The sequence below is a fragment of the Caldalkalibacillus uzonensis genome (assembly GCF_030814135.1).
Classification (GTDB): domain Bacteria; phylum Bacillota; class Bacilli; order Caldalkalibacillales; family Caldalkalibacillaceae; genus Caldalkalibacillus; species Caldalkalibacillus uzonensis.
On sequence record NZ_JAUSUQ010000009.1, the window covers coordinates 33,059 to 55,209 of the forward strand.

Consider the following 22,151-nt stretch of genomic DNA (forward strand, 5'->3'; position numbering starts at 1 on the left):
AAAAAAGGGGGAACCTGCATGAGTTGGACACTCAAACGGTTTGAGGAACTGTCAACCTATGAACTATATCGTATCTTACAAGAGCGAGTCAAAATTTTCGTCGTAGAACAAGAATGTCCCTACCCCGAAATCGATGGTCACGACCTTAAAGCCTATCACCTGTATAAAGAGGACAATGAAGAGATTGCCGCCTATTTAAGAATCCTGCCCCCACACACTGTCTATCCAGAAGCTTCTATTGGCCGTGTGATCGTTAAAAAAGAACACCGGGGCAAAGGCTATGCCAAAGAGATGCTGGTGCAGGCGATCAACTTCATCCACCGCGAACTGGGTGAGTCAACCATTAAAATCCAAGCCCAACATTACCTGGAACAATTTTACGGTTCCTTTGGCTTTAAAACCATTTCCGACGTGTACTTAGAGGATGGTATTCCCCATGTAGATATGTTGCTTAAAATGCACACATAACCATTTATCGTAACGAATGTTCTCCACATGACATACAGTTTATTCAATAACGATGTCACCATGTAAAGGCTGCATTAACTTTTGACCAGGTTCAATTGCCAGGAAACACCAAACTTATCCTGAACCCAACCATACTTTGCACTGAAGGGGTAGGTGGAAAGTGGCATGAGAACTGTACCATTCTCGGACAAATGCTCGAAAAGGCGGTCAATCTCTTCTTCTGTTTGACAAGTCACATAAAGCGAAATGGAAGGTGTAAAGGTAAAATCATGTTTGACGCTACTGTCTATGCACATAAAAACTTGCCCATTCAGTGAGAAAGTGGCTTGTAATACCGATCCCTCTTTACCTGCTTCATTTGGCCCATACCGCGTAATATCGATGATTTCCGAGTCCTCAAATAATGATACATAAAAATTCATTGCTTCTTCTGCTTGACCATCAAACATCAGAAACGTAGTGATTTTATGAGGGGTAGGTTTCATTTCACATCTCTCCTTGATTTTCAAACTAGTAAAGTTTAGAACAACAAAGCTATCCCTTTCCGCTTCATCAGATTCATTCCTCTGCAAATGATTAGAATTTTAATTAAAGAGAGCATACATGATAAGGAACGCTCAGTCAAGATCACTTATAGTATTATAGTTGCTTATTGAAAACCAATATGTTATGATTAATTTCAGTTCATTTATCATCATGTGGAGGGTTGTATTGTGCATTCTTGCAGACTAAGATTCCAACCTTTGAACAACTAATTAAATATGTGTTCAAGGGTTCTGCCTGTGGCAGGTAACGGGATTAGTCTGCCTTTTTATAGAAAAACGAATTGTTTGGAATGGTATGTTTAATCCATATGAGAGATTGCTGTTAACAGGGGTAGAGCCAATCTACCCCTGTTGTGCATGTGACAAGATTGAACAGGATGACCAGTACGGCATCGCGCTCTTGCCTAATCGATAGGGGCTTGTTTGACTCATCCTGCATCTCATATGGTCCTGAAACAGCCATGCTGACGCAGTATCAATATGCCCATTAATTACCACACAGGCCATTAAGCCTGTGTTTTTTTATTTTATACATCACATTAACGGAGGTATGGAGCATGAATAAACAGAATAAGCGTCATCGGAGGGTGAGAAAATGTATTCACGGCCCCAACTTTCTGGGACAACATTTTCTCCATAATAAAAAGGTGATTGAGCATTTGATCAATATGGCCCACATCAATGCTAAAGATACGGTGATTGAGATCGGGGCAGGTAAAGGAGCGATTACGTTTTCTTTGGCGGAAAAGGCAGGGAAAGTGATTGCTATTGAATATGATACTGCCTTAGTTGAAACATTGCGCACAAAAGGGGAACAGTACGCCAACCTTCAGATCATCAATATGGATTTTTTAAATTATAAATTACCTCGTGAACCTTTTTCTGTTGTGGCTAACATTCCGTTTAGCATTACGACACCTATTTTAAACAAGCTGTTAAATGACCCTGCCACACGCTTGCAACGTGCAGCACTCATAGTGGAAAAAAGAGCGGCTAAACGCTTTAGCACTTATCCCATAACGCGGCCCAACATCCTAATATGGAGGATGTGGTTTGACTTTTGCGTGACCAGAGAGATCAAACGCACCTGTTTTTCCCCTCCCCCCGGGGTAGATACAGTTGTATTGGTAGTTAAAAAAAAGAAAAAGACCCATCTTTCTCCCAGCCGTTCTTCCCTATTTAGAAGACTGGCTGAGTATGGCTTGAGGTACCCTCAGCTGCCTTTGAAATATGTTTTCAAAGATATTTTTACTGCCGAACAATTGAAGAGAATATGTCAAAACCTTTCCCTAAACCGGGAGTCACCTGTCTGTATGCTCAAAGAGCATGAATGGGGAATCATCTTTCACACCATGATGCAATTTGTGAACTCAAGCCGCTGGCCCAAACACCTTCGGCGGTGATAATGTAAACAAAAGCTGTCTGTTACCCCTTTAAGCACCGTGCGATGCATGGGATTTGCCAAGGATGCCATTCAGGTCGCAGCGAGAGATTACGAAGGGATCATATGGGCAGTGGCTAATTTGGCTGATATGCCTCTGTCAGACCACACCTGTAATATCATATTAAACATTCTCTCCCCTGCTAATGCTTCTGAATTTACACGTGTCTTATCAAACAACGGACTATTGATCAAAGTGGTTCCAGGAAAAAGTTATTTACAAGAGTTGAGATATGCGCTGTATGGTCAGACACAATCAAGAACCGATACAGAGCGAAAGTTATCTGCTCATATGCCGGACAACTTCATGTTGGCAGACGTGCACAACATCAATTATCAAGTGACCGTAAAAAAAGATGCCCTGGACTCTCTGGTTTCCATGCCCCCATTGTCTTGGGGGAGCAGTGAAGCCCATAAGCAAAAAGTGTTAAGCCTTGATCAACTTGAAATAACGGTGGACCTGAACATCTTAGCAGGAAAAAAGCAGTAAATTAATATTTGTGGATCAAACACTTCTAACATAGCTAACTTGTTAGATTAACACTTGACACGAAACCAATTGGTTTCATATTAATTAACAGGAGGTCTTGTATGATGAAGGATCAGACACAGAACAGCTTACCGGATATATGCAAAACAACAGCGTTTAATGCTCCCATTGACAAAGTGTGGCAGACTGTTTCCACTTCAGAAGGTATAGCTGCTTGGTTTATGCCTAACGATTTTGTGGCAGAAGTAGGGCAAACATTTACTCTACAGACGCCGTTTGGCCCCACCCCTTGCAAAGTGCTTGAACTGGAACCGCCTCACCTCCTATCTTTTGCCTGGGGGGAATCTGGTTGGCAGGTCACGTTTGAATTACAGGCGCTGGGAGACAAAACCCAGTTTACCCTTACCCATTCTGGCTGGGGGGCCGCTGATGAAGTGATCCCCACCACAGGTGAAAAACAATCCGTTGTACGTGACAGAATGGATAATGGGTGGGAAGGCATTGTTAATAACAATTTGGCCAAGGTGGTTGAAGGATAAATGGGCACCCCTAAACATGATGTTTTTCAGGCCATTGCTGATCCGACGCGCCGCCGACTGATCAGACTTTTGGCAGAGCAGGAGTTGCCTGTGACAGAGATCAGCAAGCATTTTCCCATGAGTCGAACGGCCGTCTCCAAACATCTGCGCATTTTGAACGAAGCTGGACTTGTTCAGAAGAAAAAAGCGGGGCGTGAAATACGCTACAAAACGCAACCTGATCCTCTGCTTGAAGTGAAGCGCTGGCTCGCTTATTATGATCGTTTCTGGGATAACAAACTGGCCTCACTCAAATACCACCTTGAACAGGAGCAGAAGGAGGATTAACAGCTAAAAGATCCGTCTTGAGACCGATACAAAAACCATCTGAGGACTGTTACGCAGTGTACCGGGGGAAGGTGCTTGGGTTGCTAGGACCGAACGGGGCAGGAAAAACGTCCACAATTAAGATGATTTGCGAACTATTGATGCACTAAAGCCCTTTAACCAGTTTGTGGCTAAAGGGCTTTAGCTTTCATTAACAGGACTATACCAATTTATACACGTGCTCTTTTCCGGCTTCGATACGGATATTTTTAGGGATAGATTTTATAACAGGCAATGTTTTAAATCCCTCTTTCAACCTGTCCATCACAGCCGAATCGCCGACAACATAAAAACTTTTCCAGTTCCTCTTTTGCGCCTCATGTTTCAAGATGGGCACCAGCTTTTTATATTCCCTATCTGCAACAAGTTCTCATTTTTATCAATGTAATCCTTTCCGTAAGCTGATCTTCGGTTTTGGTTTCCGGTGGGCGTGGGTATTTGTTGGATACGCCAATTGGTGTCATCCAAATCCCAGACTTGACCCTTCGTTTTGCGCCTAGGTCCGATCCTCGTCCGTTTCCTCTCCGCCTATACTGCCTTCCCCGTCCGCAAACAGACCATCGTTTAACACCGTGATCAAACCGGCCTTATTCAATTCTGTCATGACTTCAAACAGGCTGTCTTTTTTGCCTTCAGGTAATTCCCGTACAAAACGGTTTATCTCTTCCGCAGGGACATTATTGATAAAGTGAACGCCGCCAAATTGAGCAAAATGTTCATTGGGTCGCATGACCAATCACCTCTGTTTAGAATCTCCATAAATAGTATGCGCACTCCCAATTGTTCTAATCACTTGCGTGGCAATTTGCCCTACTGGTACTGTGCCTTCTCCGACCTCCTGTTCAGGGACATATCAATATTCCCCTGTGCCAGTAATACCCCCAAGGCAACCATCCACATGAAAAGGTAAAGTGACTGTCCATGTACCGAAGGTTAAGCATTAATCAACACGTATGACCTGAACAAATCCTTCCTCTTCTGTAACAGCTTCGTAACGCTGGGCCATTTCCTCAATCACAGGAAGCAGATCTTCCTGGTTGGATTGTATGGCCCGTTGTTTACAGATCTCTACTGGGGTGTTGATCACGATGGCTACGGCGTTATAGCCGTACGTCCGGGCTAGCTTCAGCATAGGTCTGCGGTTTTTGCGGGTCACATTAGTTTCATCGATGACCACATCCAGTTGCTGCTCCATCAATGCTTTCAACATAATATCTCTTACCCGCCACACCTCATGCTCTTTTTCAGCCCAAAACCGCCGACCATGGATAAGTAACCTCAGTTGGTCGGCGGAAACCTTGGGCAAGGCACCAAAATGTTGAGCCACATAAGTTGACTTACCTGAACGTGGCAAGGCCACCATAATATAAATTGTTGGCATCCGTATCCCTTCCATTTCATTAAACGCTTCAGTCAACGGGTATACATGTACTTGAACAGTGTTAAGCTATATCCTTAACGTCGACCTCGAAATATTAACAGAAATTTAAGGAGCTGCAATACGGCGATCAAGGTGCTGGCCACATAAGTTAGCGCCGCTGCTCTTAACACTTTCTTAACGCCCCGCTCTTCATCGTTACGAATCAAACCCAGTTCCACCAGTTTGTTCTCCGCCCTGGCACTGGCATTAAACTCGACCGGTAAGGTCACCACTTGAAACAGGACTGCTCCGGAAAAGAAAATAATACCTAGTCCGATCAACTCGGTAATGTACAGTAGAAAGCCGGCAATGAGTAAAAATGGGGCCACTCTGGATCCCAAGTTGGCGATGGGAAATAACCGGTGCCGCAAGACCAGCATGGGATAGTGAACCTGATGTTGAATAGCATGTCCGACTTCATGGGCCGCCACCGACACAGAGGCAATGGAGCGGCCATAATAAACAGGTTCAGACAACCGCACTTTGCGCACTGTGGGATCGTAATGATCTGAAAGCGGACCGTGCGGAGATTGTTCCACAGCGACATCATGAAGGCCTTCCTTGTCCAAAATATAACGGGCCACTTGTGCGCCTGTTAACCCGGAAGAAACCTGTATTTTGGCATAATGTTGAAACTTGCCCTGTACCTGTGTTTGCGCCCACATGGCCAAACCAAAGGCGGCAAAGATTAAAAAGTCCAATGGGTGAAAAATCACGTTCATTCTCCTTTGCCAATCATCCTCTTTACTAGTATGGCACCACAACCGGCAAGTTATTTTCATAAATTAACATAAAAACACCTTCATCAAGGTGTTGACAACCTCATTTTTGCTGTGCTAATATATTCAATGTCGCCGCAAGACAGGATCAAAATAACACTGATGTGACTCGGTAGCTCAGTCGGGAGAGCACCATCTTGACAGGGTGGGGGTCGGCGGTTCGAGCCCGCCCCGAGTCACCATAAAAACCGCTTGATATCAAGGATTTTTTGTTATAATACAGTTACATAAATCTTGTGAAACAGGCTGATTGGTGGCAGATTGGTGGCAAATTTTTTGCCACCAGGTTAATTAAGCCTGTTCTTTTTTGTTTGAAACAGCGTGTCAAACTTTTCCGCTGCTGCCCTGTCGGCTTCCTCTAAGGCATGGCCATAGATGTTCATGGTCGTTAGGATATTGGCATGTCCCAACCTGGCACTAATGGTTTTCATGTGTACGCCTTGGTTGATCAATAATGTAGCCGAAGTATGACGCAGGTCATGAAAACGAATATAAGGCAAGTTGTGTCTGTCGGTAAATCTTTGCCACCAGGTTTTCACACTACTTGGATTGATCGGCTTACCATTCCAGGATGAGAACACAAAGAAATGTTCCCCTCCTTCCCATAGGTCATCCGCTTTCATCCGTTCCTCCATTTTTTGCAGCTTTAGCTTTCTAAGCATCTTGATCACATGCTGTGGCACAGTTACCTTGCGAATGGAGTTTTTGGTCTTAGGCTCTTTGATCACAAATCCCTGCCCGCTGACATAGGTCAAATTCTGTTTAATGTGTATAGTTCCAGCCTCCAGGTCAATGTGTTCCCATTCCAGGCCCAGTAATTCCCCCCTTCTAAGCCCGCAGGTGACTGCCAGGGTAATCATCACTTTCCAGGTTAGAGGTTCCTTTTCGAGTGCTTCAAACAGTGCTTCTACCTGCTTCTGATCATAAACCTGTGCTTCTTTATAGGCTGTTTTTGGATTTTTCACACTGGCAGCGGGACTTTCTTTGATCAGCTTCCATTCTTCTGCCCGTTTAAACACATTCCTTAAAATCTTGTGGTAATACTCAATGGTTCCTTGAGACAACTTCCCTTGTTTTCCATCTTGGCGCAGCCCCTCTTCCTCTAGGTTCTCCAAAAAGCTGATGAGGTGTATAGGTTTAATCTGATCTAAGCGAAGATGACCCATAGCTGGAATTATTCTGTTTCTCAGATGCAAGACATATGTTTCATACGTTTTAGGCCCCAGATGCTTTTTGGCATACTTCTCTTTCCATTCCTCCACAAAGTCAGCAAACGTCATTTTTTCAGGCGCTATATACTCCCCCGCTTCCACTTCTGCCTGGAATTTTGCCAACTCTTTTTCCGCTTCTCGCTTTGTCAAACCTTTAACCGTTTTGGTACGTCTGATACGCTTGCCCGTTAGCATCATACCCTGCATTAACCACCAAACGCCAGGAGTTTTTCCCCCTCTTTTCAAGATATGCCATCAGATTTTACCCTCCTTTTTATGTTTTGTGTCAATCTAGACTTATCTTGGTTTTTAAAATATGACATCTGGTTTATCCTTCTTTTTCTGCTTTTTCTGTTTCCTTTTCCTGTACGCCATCTGCTTACAAGAGTTATTGCAATACATCTTTTTTCCTTTTTTAGGCAACGCTCTTCCACAGTACCCACAAAAAATAACGTCTTGATCTTCTGCCATCATCCTCCAAAGGTCGTAATAGATAGCTGCTAATAGGTAGTGGGTAGTGTATGTTTCTTTGATTTTGAAACCAAGACGGTTGTACTTGGAGGGTATCACATCAGAAAAGGAAACGTTAATAGCTGAATATAAGCCCCCTTGAAGGGAGTTACCCAATAATTTAATAGCTTTCTGTTTGTCTACTTCTTCATCTTGATTAAAACCAGGTATCAAAAAATTGCTTACATGTATGCTGTCCCCGTTGTGGTCATATGCAATAAACTTGGCCACACTATCATAACTTTCATGTTTACTCAAAACCCCTATAACATCCGTCTCTTTTAAATCGGGGTCGGACAATATTTGATAAAGCTTAGTTAAGCCTCTAATGTGCTGTATATAATATTTCCAGACGCTTAAAGGTTCAAAGACACCATAATAGTAATTCGGAGATGTTATCCCTCTATATAAAACGTTAAGCAATCCTGTGCTTTTGTATGGCACAAGCACACCAAGCAAGCCATATTCTTTGGCGAAGCTCTTTATATCCTCAATTGTTTTTAATGAGGCAAACTTCATTGCAATGCCTTCTGTCTTTTTTACTCTAGGTTCAAGAACTTTCGTTTTAATCGAAGTAAAGCGTAAGCCTACTAAACAATAAACATTAGAGTCAATAATATTCATTATGTCTTTTCTGTAACCCCTTATTTTTTCCTCCCCTGCTTTAATCTGATCTTCAAAGAGTCGTTTAAAGAAGTTAATATATTCCTTTTTATCAAACCCATCTCCACAGTGTTTATCTATAAAAGTGCTAAAATGCTCATCACTCAGCGCTTTTGACTTAACCAAAATGATGTCATCAGGATGATGATAAGTCACATATTCCAATTCATGTGGCAAATATTTATCCTCCCTTCAAATTTTGTTTACGGTATGTTGACGATTAAAGCTCACACATATATTGCCTTAGTAAACATTTAAGGTTTACGATTATATTAACACCACAACTAACATCAGTCAACAACTTTTTAAGCAGGAGGTGTAAAAATGTTAGAACGTAACCAAGACATCCGCCAACTAAAGAAAGGTATACCCAATTGGCTTATTGCAGAGCGTTTGGGCATCCATGAAAATACATTCATCCGCAAACTACGCAAGGAGTTGCCTAAAGAAGAAAAACTAAAAATCCTGGCTGTCATAGATGAACTTAAACAAGAGTTAGGGAGGGATTAAATTGCAACGGCGCACCATAAAGGTTGCCGAAGCTGCCGAGTATATAGGAGTATCCAAAGACACGATTTATGAACTGGTTAGAAAGCGGGAAATCCCACACATCCGCTTGGGTAAAAGAATTCTGTTTAGGGTAGAGAGCTTGGAAGCTTGGTTACAGGAGCGGGAGGCTGGCCCAGAAGATACACAACCGGAGGACAAGCCTGAATATGGCCAACTCAGGATGATTAAGCCATGATTGAACTTATCAAGGCATCTGTGCCTATTACAGAGGCATTGGAGCATTATACCAACGTTGATTTAAGCAGGATAAACACCACTAGGGAGCGGTTCAATATCCGCTGCTCTTTCCATGACGACAGACAGCCCAGCTTTACAATTTACACAGACACAAACCGCTGGAAGTGCTGGGCCGGTTGTGGCCAGGGGGATGTGATCGACTTAGTGGCCAAGGCCCAAGGCATCCCCCTGGGGCAAGCGGTTAGGCTGTTGACTGAACAGATGGGGCTACATAAAGGCCCACAAAAGAAAAAGGTCACAAAGCTGGTTAAAAAACAGCTAAGTGACAAAAAAGTAATATCCGAGTATAAAAATCTTCTCCAGGAAACGTTTCAAATCCTGCTAAAGGTTGAAAAACAAATCAATCAGCGTATAAAGAAGGTCAAAAACATAACTGAGGCAGAAAATTCGGCCGAGCTATACCACAAAAAAGCCTATATATCACACTTGTTAAACTGCATTGCCTATGGAGATGAACAGGAACAGGCATACGCTGTTTATATGGCCCAGCAGTGGCTAGACAATGAAATAAAGGAGGCCGGAAAAGATGAGCGAGCTAGCACAGATCATATTGCAGGCTAAAAGAGATGTCAGCCAGCAATTTAAACAGATAGACGACGAGCAAGATGGCGGGTTTAGCTTAATGCCTACCTTTAAGGCCAAAATAAAAGAGGATGCTTTTTATGGCTTGGCTGGTGAAGTGATAGAAACCATTGACCCCCATACAGAGGCAGATAAAGCAGCTGTGTTGCTTAACTTCTTAACCGCTTTTGGTAATGTGATCGGCCCGCATGCTCATTTTATGACAGATGGAGCCAGGCAGACCGCCAGGCTGTTTGTTGTCTTAGTGGGAGAAAGTGCAAAAGCAAGGAAATCATCTTCCTGGAAACACGTAGCTCATTTATTTGAGTCCATAGATAGCCAGTGGTTAAAAAACGTTAACTCTGGTTTGTCCAGTGGCGAAGGATTGATTTATGCGGTTCGTGACCGAGTAGAAAAGGAAGAGCCAGAATATAGAGGTCAAGGCAAAGAAAAAGAGATAGTAGGTTATAAAACGGTTGTCGTAGACGAGGGAGTGACAGACAAGCGTTTGCTAATCGTAGAAGATGAGTTTGCGCACACTTTAAAGGTGATCAATAGGGAAGGGAACACTCTTTCGCCAATCATCAGAAAAGCATGGGATGACGGCAACCTGGTCACTTTGACTAAAAACCCCATGCGAGCCACAGGGGCCCATATCAGTATATTAGCATTTATCACAAAGCAGGAGCTATTAAAAGCCATTAGAGACACAGAACTGTTTAATGGCTTTGCTAACCGCTTCTTATGGGCTTATGTCAAAAGGTCAAAGCTTCTTCCCGAAGGCGGAAGTTTAGACAAGATGGATTTAAGACCATTGATTAACCGCATTGCCCAGGCTGTTGACTTTGCTACGAGAACAGGAGAAATGGAGCGGGACGAGCGGGCCAGGGAGTTTTGGGCTCGTATATACCGTGAGTTTGCTGATCCCATAGGAACAGGGACAGTGGCACAGATCGCTAACAGAGTGGAGGCCCAATTTGTCAGGCTTTCCTGTATCTATGCCCTACTGGATATGTCCCCTGTGGTCAGGGTGGAGCATCTTAAGGCGGCTTTGGCTGTGTTTGAATATTGCCTTGAGTCTACCAAATTCATTTTTGGTCAACCGGAAAGGTTTAAAGATGATGAACGTGCTAAACGTTTGCTTATTGAATTGAAACGCAACCCCCAGGGAATGACCAGGACAGAGGTAAGCGATCTGTTTAACCGTAACTTATCAAAACAAGAGATTGATAACCTGGTCAAGAAGTTATCTGATGCCGGTTATGTCACCATAAAGGAGATCAAAAGGCCGACAGGCAGGCCGGTACAGGTCGTTAAACTTGTCTAGTTGTTTATATATTAAAAATGCACGAATTTAAGAATAAAGTCGAATAAACCGCATAACCATGCATGTTTGTAAGCTTCGTAAGCATTTCGTACCCCTACGCATTTACGAAACTAAGGTTTCAATCAGGTCTGATGACCAATAACCCCTTTTGTTCGTACTTTCTTAGGCTTACGAAAAAGAAGCGAAGCTTATAAATGGCTTAACCACAAGGAAAATGAGGGTCTATTCTTAATTTCGTAGCTTCTTAATATATAAAAACAGGATGTGATGTTTAATGGCATTGTTTGATGAGATATGGGCACTGGCAAATAAATATCCATTCAAGACAACCAAAACAGAGCCAAAACCTGAAGAAAACAGCAACGTGGTCTATCTGCCTTTGTCCCAACAGGATAAGCAGGCCAAACAGGCTGGCTTTGTTATCGGCATCCCTGGCGAAATCTACTTTGCTACTGTCAGACGTGCCATTGGCTATGAAATGACAGTGTATATGGAACGACAAGACACATCATGGCTGGTGTGGCGGGAAACATACACCAAGGGTAAACCAACAGCGTCAAAGGATATCTATAAAGGGACAAGTTTTACAACCGCATTGCAGAAAGCCACAAGGTACATTCAGGCCGTCAGGAGGTAAAAAGGATGCTACAGATTGAACTGGATGACAAAACAACTCAAACGTTACTAAAAACAGCCAAACTCAGGAACTGTACCCCTGAGGAAGTGGCCCGGGACATCCTAACGGCTTATGCCAGTTTGGAATATGACATGGAGCGGCTCAAAAGACAGGCAGACGTTCTATTGGGGCTATAAGGCTCATAGACAGGCTTTTGTATAGGGTTAGTATCCCTTTTTACCCAATAGTAAAAACGGCATATAAAGGCTGTCAGCGGGCATATAGAGGATGCTAAGTTTTGTTGAGAGTTTGCGAGAGTATAAAAAAGGCACTTTGAACAACTTAGGACACTAAAAAAGAGCATCGAAAAACTACGAAAGCTAAAAAAAGGTGGAAAAAGTATGAGACTAAAAAAGAGGTGGTCAACATGAACAGAGCGGAGCAACTGGTTCGCAAGTATGCTGAACGTTATAAGGTTAATAAATCAGAGATTAGGGAAGTGATAGAGTCTGGCATCCGTTACGGCATGACTATGGGGCAGATTGAAGTGGGCATTAAAATAGCGTTTGGCCGAGGAAGGGAGTTGTTCAGTGCTGACGATATAGCCAAAGCCTTATGTATCAGCAGGGACGAAGCGCAGGAGATGCTGGATAACTATGTTTCCAGCTTAAAGGCCAAGGGATTAAATCCTGCTGACTATGGTGTGATAGAGCTTGAAAACTAACTTTGGTGCTGTAACACCAATCCTGTTTTATGTTTCGTCCGAACTTAGGACGCATCTGCCAACAAAAAACTAATCGGACCAATCATAGTCCTAAAAAAGAGGTGGTCATATGTGGAGTGAATTGTTACTCTTTCTGTTGCTGGTAACTTATGTGATAGCGTTAAAACTTATACTGAAACTGCATAAGCGCACATCCCAGGTAGCCCACAAGATGGATAGCACAATCAAGGCACTGGAGGATGAGCCGGAAGCTTCCAAAACAAACCCCATGCACTAGTAAAGCGGGACATCCTTTGTTTATTTTCCTCAGTTTAACTTAGGGTACCAGTGTGGACACAGGCCGGTTAGAACAAAAACGAACACTAAAAAAGGATTGTGTTTGTTTTGTAAACGCAACTTTTTAACCCCCCTTCACGTAAACATATCCCATGTTGAAAACGAAGGCCCTGCCCCGCTCCCCAGGTCTATCATGTGACAGTTTAGCGGGTAGGGGGGAGTAAAAAACTAGTACCTTTAGGCACTAAACCGACGGGGCAACTTTCTGCACACAAAATTCCCTTTATGTCTTTAAGGGGGCCGGTTCCCTTTTTATACCAAAAAACGAATTTTATTAGCAGAAGGCTGGCCCGTCGGTTACCGGCTGAAAGATGCCCAAAAATCAGTATCCCCCTGGCACTGAAAAAGGAGCAGGTTTGCCCCGCTCCCTGTAACTTCACGAGTTACTGACATTATCCATTGACCAATCTGTCTATCTCTTCCAAATCCTCACGTTTTAGATACCCCTGCTTAACGCACTCATGTAACACAACTTCTACCCCACATTTCGGGTCAAGCTCTAAATGTTCACAAAGATTTAGATACATTCTAACCAATTCATCATATTTGGTCATTTTCTTGTCCTCCTTGTTTATCGTTTATTGTTTAACAACCGCTCCCGCTCCAGGTGCAGTTGCTCAATCCGTTGAATGATGTGCTGTTTTTTCATCTGCTGGGCATTTTCTGTCCATAGCCCTTAAGGCCAGCCTGGTGTGTTCCTTGGCAATCATTAAAAGACGGTTAAGTGTGTCATTAGGCAGGTGGTGCAAATTGCTCATTTTCCCTTTCCTCCCTTGATTTTTGCCCCTTAAATTTGGTGGCAAATTGGTGGCAGACATAATCACTTTGCCACCAAAATCAGCCTGTATGATCACACTTAACCGTATTAGAAATCCTATAATATCAAGCTTTTTCAGATGTAAACTGTTATAATCCAATGAGCTTGACATGCTTGACAGGGTGGGGGTCGGCGGTTCGAGCCCGCCCCGAGTCACCATACATAAGCAATCACAATCCCTTGTTAGACAAGGGATTTTTCTTTATGGCGACCAACTATGAAACACATATTCTTTGTTGACACCTTCCCATTTGGAACCTGTGGCCATTTTTTGTTCCAACCACTCCAGACAAAATTTTCGAAGTTCATCCATGTACCAGGCAGGGATATTCGACTTCTCCATTTTCAGCATCTGCTGAAACATTTCAGGTATATAACCAAAATTGCCCGGCTCTGCCCCTAACGCATTTTCTATAATATAGGAAAAGGCTTTTGCTTTTTGTATCAGTTCATGGGGCTGCCAATGAAAAATTCCTTCATCAAACAAAAATTGGCGTAAATATCAATGATTGTAAAAAAGTTTTAGATGCTTTTGAAGAAGTATTAAACGATGAATTATCTCATTCAAAAGATGTAAGTAGTGCTTTTGATAAGGTTTATAAAGTATTACATAAGAACAAAAAAAGGTGACTGATTGAATACTTCAATAGCAAAATATAACTGCCGGTTGCTAATAAAATAATCAAATCTAGAGCTTAGTAGATAGAACCCCTAATCCAGGTAATAAAAAATGCAGTTGAAATAGGGTGATTCTATCCTTTTTTTATGATGCGATTTTGGTCGAGCGACACGGATCATATAGTGCTTTATATATAAATATGGACTTAATCTTAGAGTCAAAGGAATTAAGTAAGTTGTCAAGATTACGGACGACGATTCTATTAGTCACACATGATGTCAAAGTTGCAGCAAAAACAGAGCGTGTTCTTTATATGATGAAGTGGAGCAAAACTTTGCCTCAAACTCGTGTCCCTATAATTGGGCGGACATAATAGAAAATAGACGAATATACTGGCATTGAAATGTTTAAGTCAGGGGAGGAATACTGATGTACCACCAACATGCGTATCCACACACTAACCATTGGCTTGCTTCAAGTCCTGCAAACGCACCCCATTACCCCTCTCAACCGTTACATCCCCAAATGACCTATTCAACGCCACAACCCATGTCTATGTCACACCCCACGCCAGACTACAGGATACAAGGCGAGTTTCAAACCTTATTAGCATCCATCATGAATGGCATTGTAGGAGAAGCACAAGCGATTGATTTTTACTCAAGATTATTACAGATGGCGCCAAACGAAAGGCACAGACAGGCAATTCAGCATGCATTAGATGATGAAAAAGTGCATTTAGAACTGTTTTCTCAGCTTTATACTGACTTAAGCGGGCAACGTCCCCAATATACGTTTAACCCGGTTCAATTTCAGACATATCAAGAAGGGTTGTACAAGGCCTATGAGGGGGAATTGGAGGCTTATGAAGAATACCGGGATGTGTACTTATTCACAATGGATAAGCGGGTAAGAGATGTTTTTTTACGAGCCTTTACAGACGAGATTGAACATGCGACCCGTTTTAGCTTTTTGTTTTTTGACCAGAAGTTATGATTTTGGGGTGAATTGAATTGGAAAAAGATAATCGTAGTGAAGCTCTCACAGTGGAACAACTGGACCATGGTCCCCTCCCTTTTTGTGCTTCAAGAGACGATATGGCTCCCTTATTTACCGCTGAAGCATATGTAAATGAACAGATTCAAACAGTACGCCTGGAAGACTTGCGGGGATCGTGGACGGTTCTTTTTTTCTATGCGAGTGATTTTACTTTCGTTTGACCGACCGAATTGGCAGCAGTTGCTGCTGTTTATCCGCAATTAAGAGCCTTAGGAGCCGAGGTATGGGGCATTAGCACAGATAGTGTGTACGCACATAAAGTGTTTAAAGAAATATCTCCTTCAGCCAGACAAGTACAATTTCCGCTGCTAAGCGACCGGAATCATCTTATTAGCCGTGCCTACCGTGTATTGGATGAAAAAGCTGGCGCTGCATTTCGGGCAACTGTCATTGTGGATCCTGACGGCATGATTGTTGCCAAACTTATTTATCCACGCGAAGTAGGCCGAAACACCCATGAGATTGTTCGCCTCATCCAAGGCCTGCAATTCAGCCGTCAAACAGGCCTGGGTGTTCCAGCCAACTGGGTTCCAGGAATGTCCGGCATTCAAAGACAAACGGAAGACATTGGGAGAATTTGAACACTCCCGCCACTTAGATTCTAACGAATCTTGAAGTGGGGGATTCTCGGTCAACCGCAACCGGCCGGGAGTCCTCTTCGTCTCTTGCAAATAAGGACGCGTAACAGGCGGAGCCCAATAAGGGTCACCAGGCGCCGGACCAGCGGTGGCATCCAACAAGGCGGCGCTGTCCCGGACTGAACGGGTCACCGCATGGTGGCTGACCAAGCCGTTCATTACATCTCCAACAGCCGGGCCCAAGGGGGTGCGGCCCCGGGTAGGCTTGAAACCGAATACACCACATGCTTTCCCCCCTATACCTGTTGCAGTGCTCATTGTCAATCTTTTGGGCTCATTTGGTTTGGGGTCTTTTTTGGACAGAGTTGGGCCTTAGCCAATGAGGATCTTGTCTTCCGGGTATCTGATCTTAGATTTTGTTGGTCTTAAGGCCAGGGCAAAAGCAAAGGTCAGCGGACCTAAACGTCCAATAAACATCGTGGCAATCACAATTAATTTTCCTAGCGGCGACAATTCACCTGTCACACCCATGGATAGGCCTACGGTTCCAAAAGCGGATGTCGCTTCAAATAAAATCTCCAAAAAGTCGTATTGAGCCGTATGTTCGGTAATGGTTAACAGTAAGCTAACCAACAATACAATGCCAAAGGAGAGAATAATAACCGCCAGCGCCTGGAAGACAAGATTGTCACTAATCCTTCTTTTAAGGACTGTAACCTCCTCTTCCCCTTTGACAACACTCCTAAGTGTCATGATGAGCACAGCGAAGGTGTTGGTTTTAATCCCTCCCCCTGTAGAGCCTGTCGAAGCCCCAACAAACATGAGAAAAATAGTAAACAATAGACTTGTACTCATCATGGCACCCGTATCAATGGTGTTGAACCCGGCTGTACGAGGTGTGACGGCCTGAAAGAACGATGCCCATAGACGTTCTGCCAAGGATAAGTGCCCGAACGTCTGCGGGTTAAATGATTCCATGATAAAGATAACGATAAAGCCGCTTAGCGTTAAAATGGACGATGTTAAGATCACAACTTTGGAATGGAGCGTCAGTTGTCGCCACTTTCTCTTTTCATAAATGTCCACCAGCACCGTAAAGCCAAGACCGCCAATAATAAATAAAGCGGAAATGGTCAAGTTGACAACCGGATCCCCTACATATTGACTCAGACTATCGGGCCACAAAGAAAATCCAGCGTTATTAAACGCTGAAACGGAATGAAAAGCAGCTTGGTATACCGCCTCTTGCCAGCCGAATTCTCCTGCCCAGCGCAGGGTTAGAATGGTAGCGGCAATCAGTTCCAAGCCGAAGGCAATGATCATTATCCCGACAGCCAGCCGGACAACGCTGATTGAACTGATTGACTTGGTTGATTCCCGAATTAATAACCGGTTTTTTAAGGATATTTTTTTCCCCAACATGATGGCAAAAATCACGCCAAATGTCATAAAACCAAGTCCGCCAACTTGGATTAAGAGCATAATGACCAGCTGTCCAAAGACAGAAAAGTCGGAGCCGGTATCCAAAACAACCAGACCCGTGACACATACCGCTGATGTGGATGTAAATAACGCATCCAGCCATCCGATGCTCTGAGAAGTAGCAGAAGATATCGGCAAAACAAGAAGAACGGCACCAATGAAGATGACGACAGCAAAACCTAATATCATCGTTTGATGTGGACTTAAATCATAGTTAAATATTCGCAAGCGCACGTTTAGACCTCCAGCTTCCTACCTTAAGTCGTGATGGATATTTATTCCAAAAGTTCTTGTTCCAATTTGTTAAGATCCCGATTGGTGCCGACAAGAACCAATACATCCCCTGTTTTGACCACATCGCTGGCATTGGGAGATATATTGATCTTTCCTTCATCTTTTGGTTTGATGGCCATCACCGTACACCCATATTTTGCTCTCAAATTCAATTCCTTCAGTGATCTTCCATTCATCTTTTCAGAAGCTGAAACTTCGAACAAGCTGTAATCAGGAGAAAGCTCTATAAAATCAATGATGTTTCCGGACAAAATACTGTGGGCAACCCGGACGCCCATATCTTTTTCAGGATGAACAATCATGTCAGCGCCAATTTTTTCTAAAACTTTGCTGTGATAGTCATTCTTTGCTTTGACAACGATTCGATTAAATCCCATATCCTTTAAAATCAGGGTTGTTAAGATACTTGCTTGAATATCGTCTCCGATGGCCACAATGGCCTCGTCCAGGTTGGATACGCCCAGTTCTCGTAATACACCTTCATCTGTTCCATCAGCTTGTACAGCTTGGGTAACCAAGTCGGCCACTTTGTTCACTTTGCCTTCATCTTTGTCAATAGCCATGACCTCGTGGCCAAGTGAGGACAATGTTTTAGTGATACTCTCTCCAAAGCGGCCTAAACCAATGACCAAAAATGAACGTTTTAATTGTTTCATGTGATATCCCCTTTTCTAAGCTGTCTTTCCAAAATAAAAAAGCACAGAAGGGTTGGGATTTCTGTGCACCACTAAAAAACCACCCCTCTTTAACGCTTACGAGGTTAGCTGACGGGTTAGGAAGAAAGAGTCTCCCTCCTCATGGTATATGAGGTTCACCCCAAAAAAGTGGGTCCCCCGCTTCCAGATGGAACTCAGCGCTTGTAGGTATCACTTTTAACCTATTTCAGTTTCTCAAAATTATACTCCTAATTCATTAAGCTTGCAACAGAGAACAGCCTCCCACAATAATTAGCTATGTAAACTTCCCTTCAACCAAGGGCGAGGTTGATAGGGACCGATCGGGATTTGGATGAGGCTGGTGTGTCCTTGTCGATCCATCTTGTAAATCTTATCACACAAGTTGGCATCAAACCCGAGAAGCGGGTGTCCCCCCATTCCGAGAGCTGACGCCGCTAACAGTAAGCGTTGCACGAGCATACCCGCTTCCATTTGTTGGATGCGATATCCTCTGTATCCCAGTTCCGTTTTGAAATGATCCTTATCACCTGCCACATGCAGGCAGAGCGGCACTTGGAACAAATTTACATTATCATGGACGCTTGATTCATCTTGATTAACATCGGATACTCCAGAACTTTCTTTGAGCGGACATAATGATCATGCCGAACCGTTTCCAGCTCCCGGGACAATATTATCGTTTATTCTTCAGGTTAATATAGGGCTTCCTCGCTAATTTTTTTGTTGATCACCAGCTTTTATCTACTCAATCGTTCTATTTGTATAAAAGGTTGAAAAGGAAAAAGGTGGGTTAATATCTACATTTCCCACCTCTTAAGTCCGAGATTCTAATCCTGAAAATCCCTTCTGTAACCTCTTCTATACCTTATTTCCTTTCTCAGCAGCCAAGAAGGACACATATTTGCTTCAGAAATTCTCAGTTTCCTCTAAGATCACCCTATAGCATCGCACCCATGCCGGGCGTACCAAAAATGTCCCACCCGAAAGGTGGGAGACAGTTGGTACTTTTTTCAATTTTCAAATCATTAATAGACCCCACGGCCAAGGAAACATCCACATCCTACGATAATAAGCAGGACGAACAACACTACGATTAACGTAAAGTCATCGAAAGGCCGGAAAGGCATGACTCTTCCGTCAGACATTGGCTCCCCTCCTTTCATTGCGTTTAACATTAATATACGTTCATCGTGAATGGTTGTAAGGGCGTGTTACACAGGTTAGAAGTGGATTTTTATAACGATACATGGTGTTTCATACCACTGCTGTGATTACTGCCGGAACCAGCAAATTTGGGATCGTCCTCATAATCTAATGACTAAAATCCACAGCTGCAACGCAGCGAAGAAAGAAGTACTTATGAATGAGGGGTACCCCGATCCCTCTTCCAGAGGGTCAGGGCAATTTTTTTCATGTTTTGACAAGGAGCTGTTAGCAAACAGTGCATAGTGACTTTGGTCAATCTCCGGAAACGGGCATAGCGAAGCCCATGCAGTTCTTTTGAATCTGCGAAGCTTCATTCGATGGTTTCCAAACTTCCTTTGCATAGGTGGGGAGAAAACGCCGAATATAGTTTTGACTAAAGGTGGAGAAATGAGGCACTACATAGGTTTTCAACACAGCTTATGTTTAGTTTTTATTTTTGTGCGTGTCACAACTACCTAATTTAACAAGTCCCAAGATATACACCCTGCTTTTTATAAGCGTCCGGCATAGGATAAATTGAATTTTTAAAATTAAGATTTTCTAAAGGAGGATTGACACCCATGTACAGATATTATGCTCTTTGCCGGGCAAACATAGGACGAGTGGCCAGAATTGGCACCCGAGATGGAAGAATTTTCGATGGAAGAATATCCGGAGTAACCCCAACACATGTTTATCTTACAATTGATTTTACACAATCCGAAAGACATCATCAAAAGAGGGGAGCAAGTTTTTTGAAATACTAATGCCTTTAGCGTGATCTCCTTGTATTTTTTAAAAGTGACAATCTGCTCTGTATATGCCGAAAATATTGTGACACAAAAAACCCCTTTGAAGTTAAGGAGTCCCGTTAAAGCCCATGACATGGAAAATTTAAGCTTTATGGATTTTAAGGTGTCATGGGGTCTATCTTCCCCTTAGCTATCCATTTTTGGAACTTATAAGCTCACTCTTCTGACAGAGAGATTTTATACACAGCATTTTTGGACTTGATCCACTTATGCTTCTGTTTACCCTAAACTTTATTAGCTATGTAAACTTCCCCTCAACCAGGGTCGATGCCGGTAGGGACCGATCGGGATTTGGATGAGGCTGGTTTTCCCTTGTCGATCCATCTTGTAAATCTCATCACACAAGTTGGCATCAAACCCGAGAAGCGGGTGTCCCCCCATTCCGAGAGCTGACGCCGCTAACAGTAAGTGTTGCACGAGCATACCCGCTTCCATTTGTTGGATGCGATATCCTCTGTATCCCAGTTCCGTTTTGAAATGATCCTTATCACCTGCCACATGCAGGCAGAGCGGCACTTGGAACAAATTTACATTATCTAGAGACATGCCGTATTGCAACCGGAGCCGATGATCTCCGGGATGTACCTTCCGCAACACATGGGCAGCGCTGTCATATTGATAAGCACCATCCGGAATGCCTTCAACATTATACAAACAGCCATACAGCGAGACACGGGACTCATGCTTCTTATGTGCTCCATCCAAATCATTCCGATACGAAAAAGCAGCCGTCGCCTCCTGCATCAGAGTGGCCAGTTGCAGTTGGCTTACCTTTTCCAAAACGAAATCCATGCCTGGTGAATATCGCTTTCGGCAGACCGACGCCAGATCATACGCTAACCGTTTCACATGAGGCAGCGCTACCGCTTGACCCTCACCATTTATCCTCTCCTTCGCCCCGATCTGCCGAAATGATCGTGTTGATTCCAGCATGGACGCTTCATTCATCTTGATTAACAACGGATACTCCAGAACTTTCTTGGAGCGGACATAATGATCATGCCGGACCGCTGCCAACTCCCGGCACAATTCAGTGGCAGAGACAGTCCCGTATCCGGTATTCCCGTCAGCAAACCAAGTGATTTCAGGTTCCACCGACAGGGGAATCACTGCATACACGCTTTCCTCCTGTTCGTATAACCCTAGGAGATGGTTGATGGCCCGGTCAAGAAATTGGAAATACACCCCCGTTGCGATGCCAAACCGTTTCGCCACTTCCAGCAACTGTCCAATCAGCACACCGGCATCCAATCCTTGCAAACGGTAGGCAAAGTTATTGTATTTAAAGAAGTTTTTCCAAAACATTGTTGACACAAAAACAGTACCAAAACAAGCGGACACGTCACAACGATGACCAAGAGCCCGGGCGATATATGCATCGAAATGGCCTTCCCGCAACAACACCAGGCGGTGGTGTGCCACATCATAATGGTATACCCCGACAGGCAACTCCTCCATCTTCAGATACACGTACAATTCGTTTGGATACAACGCCCCGCCAGAAGGAACAAACCGCCGGTACGACTGCATCAGCTCTGCCGTTTGTTCTGTGGAATCCAAGGAAAAGTCGGATTCATAAAATTGCGTCAGGCCGAATACATACCAGAGGAAATGACCGATTGTGCGCAGGTCAGGCTTTACAGGGGCTTCCCCTCCTTCAAGCGTCAGCGGTACTTCCGGAGAAAGCGGAAAAACAGGCAAGCCGCGGTAAAGCTTATACGCAAGCGGTGCATCATTCCAATCTATTTCCCAGTCCGGTGGACTTGCCTTGTCAATGTCAAAATGCAGATTGTACAGAAATGCCTCCAGATTCATCCTCCTGCCT

The 22,151-nt window shown here is 43.6% G+C and carries 30 protein-coding genes, 1 tRNA gene, 5 pseudogenes and 1 riboswitch; of the genes and pseudogenes, 19 read left to right on the forward strand and 17 right to left on the reverse strand.

What is annotated here, in order from left to right; all coding sequences use genetic code 11:
- The first annotated feature begins 18 nt into the window (after positions 1-18).
- Complete coding sequence (locus tag J2S00_RS12180) at positions 19-468, forward strand: GNAT family N-acetyltransferase (protein ID WP_307340067.1); 450 nt, start codon at positions 19-21, stop codon at positions 466-468.
- Between the two features lie 74 nt (positions 469-542).
- Here J2S00_RS12180 and J2S00_RS12185 read toward each other — a convergent pair whose 3' ends face one another.
- Positions 543-953 carry a VOC family protein gene (locus J2S00_RS12185; protein ID WP_307340510.1) on the reverse strand — a complete coding sequence of 137 codons (411 nt, stop codon included), beginning with the start codon at positions 951-953 and terminating at the stop codon, positions 543-545.
- A gap of 617 nt (positions 954-1,570) precedes the next feature.
- Here J2S00_RS12185 and erm point away from each other — a divergent pair.
- From erm to J2S00_RS12210, 5 genes are all read left to right on the forward strand, one after another.
- Complete coding sequence (gene erm, locus J2S00_RS12190) at positions 1,571-2,416, forward strand: 23S ribosomal RNA methyltransferase Erm (RefSeq protein ID WP_307340070.1); 846 nt, start codon at positions 1,571-1,573, stop codon at positions 2,414-2,416.
- Between the two features lie 48 nt (positions 2,417-2,464).
- The gene (locus J2S00_RS12195; RefSeq protein ID WP_307340073.1) at positions 2,465-2,944 is read left to right on the forward strand and encodes a class I SAM-dependent methyltransferase; all 480 of its coding nucleotides are present in this window, start codon (positions 2,465-2,467) and stop codon (positions 2,942-2,944) included.
- A 104-nt stretch (positions 2,945-3,048) separates the two neighbouring features.
- On the forward strand, positions 3,049-3,483 hold the full coding sequence (locus J2S00_RS12200; RefSeq protein ID WP_307340076.1) for an SRPBCC family protein: 435 nt from the start codon (positions 3,049-3,051) through the stop codon (positions 3,481-3,483).
- Entirely contained in the window at positions 3,484-3,810 is a 327-nt protein-coding gene (locus J2S00_RS12205; protein ID WP_307340077.1) for an ArsR/SmtB family transcription factor, read from the forward strand. It abuts the gene before it with no gap.
- 56 nt (positions 3,811-3,866) lie between these two features.
- The gene (locus tag J2S00_RS12210; protein ID WP_370875876.1) at positions 3,867-3,959 is read left to right on the forward strand and encodes an ATP-binding cassette domain-containing protein; all 93 of its coding nucleotides are present in this window, start codon (positions 3,867-3,869) and stop codon (positions 3,957-3,959) included.
- A 50-nt stretch (positions 3,960-4,009) separates the two neighbouring features.
- On the opposite strand, the pseudogene J2S00_RS12215 reads toward J2S00_RS12210, so the two are convergent.
- The 4 genes and pseudogenes from J2S00_RS12215 to J2S00_RS12230 all read right to left on the reverse strand — a co-directional run.
- A pseudogene (locus J2S00_RS12215) lies at positions 4,010-4,195 on the reverse strand (hypothetical protein); the annotation flags it as partial.
- 150 nt (positions 4,196-4,345) lie between these two features.
- Positions 4,346-4,579 carry a hypothetical protein gene (locus J2S00_RS12220; RefSeq protein WP_307340080.1) on the reverse strand — a complete coding sequence of 78 codons (234 nt, stop codon included), beginning with the start codon at positions 4,577-4,579 and terminating at the stop codon, positions 4,346-4,348.
- Positions 4,580-4,789: 210 nt separating this feature from the next.
- A complete protein-coding gene (locus tag J2S00_RS12225) occupies positions 4,790-5,230 on the reverse strand; it encodes an AAA family ATPase (protein WP_307340082.1) in 441 nt (146 codons plus the stop codon).
- Between the two features lie 74 nt (positions 5,231-5,304).
- Positions 5,305-5,985 carry a zinc metallopeptidase gene (locus J2S00_RS12230; protein WP_307340084.1) on the reverse strand — a complete coding sequence of 227 codons (681 nt, stop codon included), beginning with the start codon at positions 5,983-5,985 and terminating at the stop codon, positions 5,305-5,307.
- 169 nt (positions 5,986-6,154) lie between these two features.
- On the opposite strand from J2S00_RS12230, the gene J2S00_RS12235 reads away from it, so the two are divergent.
- Positions 6,155-6,230: transfer RNA gene (locus J2S00_RS12235), tRNA-Val, on the forward strand.
- A gap of 105 nt (positions 6,231-6,335) precedes the next feature.
- Here the strand turns inward: J2S00_RS12235 and J2S00_RS12240 are convergent.
- Positions 6,336-7,454 (reverse strand): tyrosine-type recombinase/integrase, encoded by a 1,119-nt coding sequence (locus J2S00_RS12240; RefSeq protein ID WP_307340087.1) that lies wholly within the window; start codon positions 7,452-7,454, stop codon positions 6,336-6,338.
- 114 nt (positions 7,455-7,568) lie between these two features.
- Positions 7,569-8,609, reverse strand: coding sequence for a hypothetical protein (locus J2S00_RS12245; RefSeq protein ID WP_307340090.1), 1,041 nt, complete (start codon positions 8,607-8,609; stop codon positions 7,569-7,571).
- A gap of 147 nt (positions 8,610-8,756) precedes the next feature.
- Here J2S00_RS12245 and J2S00_RS12250 point away from each other — a divergent pair, with 147 nt between their 5' ends.
- From J2S00_RS12250 to J2S00_RS12285, 8 genes are all read left to right on the forward strand, one after another.
- The gene (locus tag J2S00_RS12250; protein WP_307340093.1) at positions 8,757-8,942 is read left to right on the forward strand and encodes a hypothetical protein; all 186 of its coding nucleotides are present in this window, start codon (positions 8,757-8,759) and stop codon (positions 8,940-8,942) included.
- 1 nt (position 8,943) lies between these two features.
- Positions 8,944-9,177: a helix-turn-helix domain-containing protein gene (locus tag J2S00_RS12255; protein ID WP_307340095.1), complete on the forward strand. Its 234-nt coding sequence runs from the start codon at positions 8,944-8,946 to the stop codon at positions 9,175-9,177.
- The gene (locus J2S00_RS12260) at positions 9,174-9,800 is read left to right on the forward strand and encodes a CHC2 zinc finger domain-containing protein (RefSeq protein ID WP_307340098.1); all 627 of its coding nucleotides are present in this window, start codon (positions 9,174-9,176) and stop codon (positions 9,798-9,800) included. Before J2S00_RS12255 ends, J2S00_RS12260 begins: the two co-directional genes overlap by 4 nt.
- Positions 9,766-11,127, forward strand: coding sequence for a DUF3987 domain-containing protein (locus J2S00_RS12265; RefSeq protein WP_307340101.1), 1,362 nt, complete (start codon positions 9,766-9,768; stop codon positions 11,125-11,127). The genes J2S00_RS12260 and J2S00_RS12265 overlap by 35 nt, the downstream gene beginning before the upstream one ends.
- A 274-nt stretch (positions 11,128-11,401) precedes the next feature.
- Positions 11,402-11,764: a hypothetical protein gene (locus J2S00_RS12270; protein WP_307340104.1), complete on the forward strand. Its 363-nt coding sequence runs from the start codon at positions 11,402-11,404 to the stop codon at positions 11,762-11,764.
- A gap of 5 nt (positions 11,765-11,769) precedes the next feature.
- Positions 11,770-11,940, forward strand: coding sequence for a hypothetical protein (locus J2S00_RS12275; RefSeq protein ID WP_307340107.1), 171 nt, complete (start codon positions 11,770-11,772; stop codon positions 11,938-11,940).
- Between the two features lie 230 nt (positions 11,941-12,170).
- Entirely contained in the window at positions 12,171-12,467 is a 297-nt protein-coding gene (locus J2S00_RS12280) for a hypothetical protein (RefSeq protein WP_307340110.1), read from the forward strand.
- Between the two features lie 109 nt (positions 12,468-12,576).
- Positions 12,577-12,744, forward strand: a complete 168-nt coding sequence (locus J2S00_RS12285; protein ID WP_307340115.1) for a hypothetical protein — start codon at positions 12,577-12,579, stop codon at positions 12,742-12,744.
- A 451-nt stretch (positions 12,745-13,195) separates the two neighbouring features.
- Here J2S00_RS12285 and J2S00_RS12290 read toward each other — a convergent pair whose 3' ends face one another.
- The 3 genes from J2S00_RS12290 to J2S00_RS12300 form a co-directional block, all read right to left on the reverse strand.
- Positions 13,196-13,357 carry a hypothetical protein gene (locus J2S00_RS12290; RefSeq protein WP_307340117.1) on the reverse strand — a complete coding sequence of 54 codons (162 nt, stop codon included), beginning with the start codon at positions 13,355-13,357 and terminating at the stop codon, positions 13,196-13,198.
- Positions 13,358-13,420: 63 nt separating this feature from the next.
- Positions 13,421-13,732: a hypothetical protein gene (locus tag J2S00_RS12295; protein ID WP_307340119.1), complete on the reverse strand. Its 312-nt coding sequence runs from the start codon at positions 13,730-13,732 to the stop codon at positions 13,421-13,423.
- Positions 13,733-13,822: 90 nt separating this feature from the next.
- Positions 13,823-13,984 (reverse strand): hypothetical protein, encoded by a 162-nt coding sequence (locus tag J2S00_RS12300; protein ID WP_307340122.1) that lies wholly within the window; start codon positions 13,982-13,984, stop codon positions 13,823-13,825.
- A 68-nt stretch (positions 13,985-14,052) separates the two neighbouring features.
- On the opposite strand from J2S00_RS12300, the gene J2S00_RS12305 reads away from it, so the two are divergent.
- The 4 genes and pseudogenes from J2S00_RS12305 to J2S00_RS12320 all read left to right on the forward strand — a co-directional run bounded on the left by J2S00_RS12305 (position 14,053) and on the right by J2S00_RS12320 (position 15,879).
- Positions 14,053-14,250 (forward strand): hypothetical protein, encoded by a 198-nt coding sequence (locus J2S00_RS12305; protein ID WP_307340125.1) that lies wholly within the window; start codon positions 14,053-14,055, stop codon positions 14,248-14,250.
- A gap of 230 nt (positions 14,251-14,480) precedes the next feature.
- Positions 14,481-14,558, forward strand: a pseudogene (locus J2S00_RS12310) (ABC transporter ATP-binding protein); the annotation flags it as partial.
- Positions 14,559-14,668: 110 nt separating this feature from the next.
- On the forward strand, positions 14,669-15,235 hold the full coding sequence (locus J2S00_RS12315; RefSeq protein WP_307340127.1) for a ferritin family protein: 567 nt from the start codon (positions 14,669-14,671) through the stop codon (positions 15,233-15,235).
- A 101-nt stretch (positions 15,236-15,336) separates the two neighbouring features.
- The gene (locus tag J2S00_RS12320) at positions 15,337-15,879 is read left to right on the forward strand and encodes a peroxiredoxin (RefSeq protein ID WP_307340513.1); all 543 of its coding nucleotides are present in this window, start codon (positions 15,337-15,339) and stop codon (positions 15,877-15,879) included.
- A 63-nt stretch (positions 15,880-15,942) separates the two neighbouring features.
- On the opposite strand, the pseudogene J2S00_RS12325 reads toward J2S00_RS12320, so the two are convergent.
- The 7 genes and pseudogenes from J2S00_RS12325 to J2S00_RS12355 form a co-directional block, all read right to left on the reverse strand.
- Positions 15,943-16,194 (reverse strand): annotated as a pseudogene (locus tag J2S00_RS12325) (amidase family protein); the annotation flags it as partial.
- Between the two features lie 54 nt (positions 16,195-16,248).
- Positions 16,249-17,592 carry a TrkH family potassium uptake protein gene (locus J2S00_RS12330; protein WP_307340130.1) on the reverse strand — a complete coding sequence of 448 codons (1,344 nt, stop codon included), beginning with the start codon at positions 17,590-17,592 and terminating at the stop codon, positions 16,249-16,251.
- A 41-nt stretch (positions 17,593-17,633) separates the two neighbouring features.
- Complete coding sequence (locus J2S00_RS12335) at positions 17,634-18,308, reverse strand: potassium channel family protein (protein WP_307340132.1); 675 nt, start codon at positions 18,306-18,308, stop codon at positions 17,634-17,636.
- Between the two features lie 78 nt (positions 18,309-18,386).
- Positions 18,387-18,518, reverse strand: a riboswitch (cyclic di-AMP (ydaO/yuaA leader).
- Positions 18,519-18,599: 81 nt separating this feature from the next.
- Positions 18,600-18,908 (reverse strand): annotated as a pseudogene (locus tag J2S00_RS12340) (nitroreductase family protein); the annotation flags it as partial.
- A gap of 446 nt (positions 18,909-19,354) precedes the next feature.
- The gene (locus J2S00_RS12345; protein WP_370875872.1) at positions 19,355-19,474 is read right to left on the reverse strand and encodes a YjcZ family sporulation protein; all 120 of its coding nucleotides are present in this window, start codon (positions 19,472-19,474) and stop codon (positions 19,355-19,357) included.
- Positions 19,475-19,686: 212 nt separating this feature from the next.
- Positions 19,687-19,845 (reverse strand): annotated as a pseudogene (locus tag J2S00_RS12350) (IS5/IS1182 family transposase); the annotation flags it as partial.
- Between the two features lie 715 nt (positions 19,846-20,560).
- A complete protein-coding gene (locus J2S00_RS12355; RefSeq protein WP_307340135.1) occupies positions 20,561-22,141 on the reverse strand; it encodes a SagB family peptide dehydrogenase in 1,581 nt (526 codons plus the stop codon).
- Positions 22,142-22,151: the final 10 nt, after the last annotated feature.

Coding starts and splice junctions, on each gene's coding strand:
- J2S00_RS12180 (WP_307340067.1), top strand. CDS start 19: ATGAGTTGGACACTCAAACGGTTTGAGGAACTGTCAACCTATGAACTA.
- J2S00_RS12195 (WP_307340073.1), top strand. CDS start 2,465: ATGGGATTTGCCAAGGATGCCATTCAGGTCGCAGCGAGAGATTACGAA.
- J2S00_RS12250 (WP_307340093.1), top strand. CDS start 8,757: ATGTTAGAACGTAACCAAGACATCCGCCAACTAAAGAAAGGTATACCC.
- J2S00_RS12335 (WP_307340132.1), bottom strand. CDS start 18,308: ATGAAACAATTAAAACGTTCATTTTTGGTCATTGGTTTAGGCCGCTTT.
- J2S00_RS12285 (WP_307340115.1), top strand. CDS start 12,577: ATGTGGAGTGAATTGTTACTCTTTCTGTTGCTGGTAACTTATGTGATA.
- J2S00_RS12300 (WP_307340122.1), bottom strand. CDS start 13,984: ATGTTTCAGCAGATGCTGAAAATGGAGAAGTCGAATATCCCTGCCTGG.
- erm (WP_307340070.1), top strand. CDS start 1,571: ATGAATAAACAGAATAAGCGTCATCGGAGGGTGAGAAAATGTATTCAC.
- J2S00_RS12270 (WP_307340104.1), top strand. CDS start 11,402: ATGGCATTGTTTGATGAGATATGGGCACTGGCAAATAAATATCCATTC.
- J2S00_RS12315 (WP_307340127.1), top strand. CDS start 14,669: ATGTACCACCAACATGCGTATCCACACACTAACCATTGGCTTGCTTCA.
- J2S00_RS12275 (WP_307340107.1), top strand. CDS start 11,770: ATGCTACAGATTGAACTGGATGACAAAACAACTCAAACGTTACTAAAA.
- J2S00_RS12200 (WP_307340076.1), top strand. CDS start 3,049: ATGAAGGATCAGACACAGAACAGCTTACCGGATATATGCAAAACAACA.
- J2S00_RS12280 (WP_307340110.1), top strand. CDS start 12,171: ATGAACAGAGCGGAGCAACTGGTTCGCAAGTATGCTGAACGTTATAAG.
- J2S00_RS12355 (WP_307340135.1), bottom strand. CDS start 22,141: ATGAATCTGGAGGCATTTCTGTACAATCTGCATTTTGACATTGACAAG.
- J2S00_RS12345 (WP_370875872.1), bottom strand. CDS start 19,474: ATGTCTGACGGAAGAGTCATGCCTTTCCGGCCTTTCGATGACTTTACG.
- J2S00_RS12225 (WP_307340082.1), bottom strand. CDS start 5,230: ATGCCAACAATTTATATTATGGTGGCCTTGCCACGTTCAGGTAAGTCA.
- J2S00_RS12290 (WP_307340117.1), bottom strand. CDS start 13,357: ATGACCAAATATGATGAATTGGTTAGAATGTATCTAAATCTTTGTGAA.
- J2S00_RS12205 (WP_307340077.1), top strand. CDS start 3,484: ATGGGCACCCCTAAACATGATGTTTTTCAGGCCATTGCTGATCCGACG.
- J2S00_RS12220 (WP_307340080.1), bottom strand. CDS start 4,579: ATGCGACCCAATGAACATTTTGCTCAATTTGGCGGCGTTCACTTTATC.
- J2S00_RS12185 (WP_307340510.1), bottom strand. CDS start 953: ATGAAACCTACCCCTCATAAAATCACTACGTTTCTGATGTTTGATGGT.
- J2S00_RS12240 (WP_307340087.1), bottom strand. CDS start 7,454: ATGCTAACGGGCAAGCGTATCAGACGTACCAAAACGGTTAAAGGTTTG.
- J2S00_RS12260 (WP_307340098.1), top strand. CDS start 9,174: ATGATTGAACTTATCAAGGCATCTGTGCCTATTACAGAGGCATTGGAG.
- J2S00_RS12295 (WP_307340119.1), bottom strand. CDS start 13,732: ATGTCAAGCTCATTGGATTATAACAGTTTACATCTGAAAAAGCTTGAT.
- J2S00_RS12265 (WP_307340101.1), top strand. CDS start 9,766: ATGAGCGAGCTAGCACAGATCATATTGCAGGCTAAAAGAGATGTCAGC.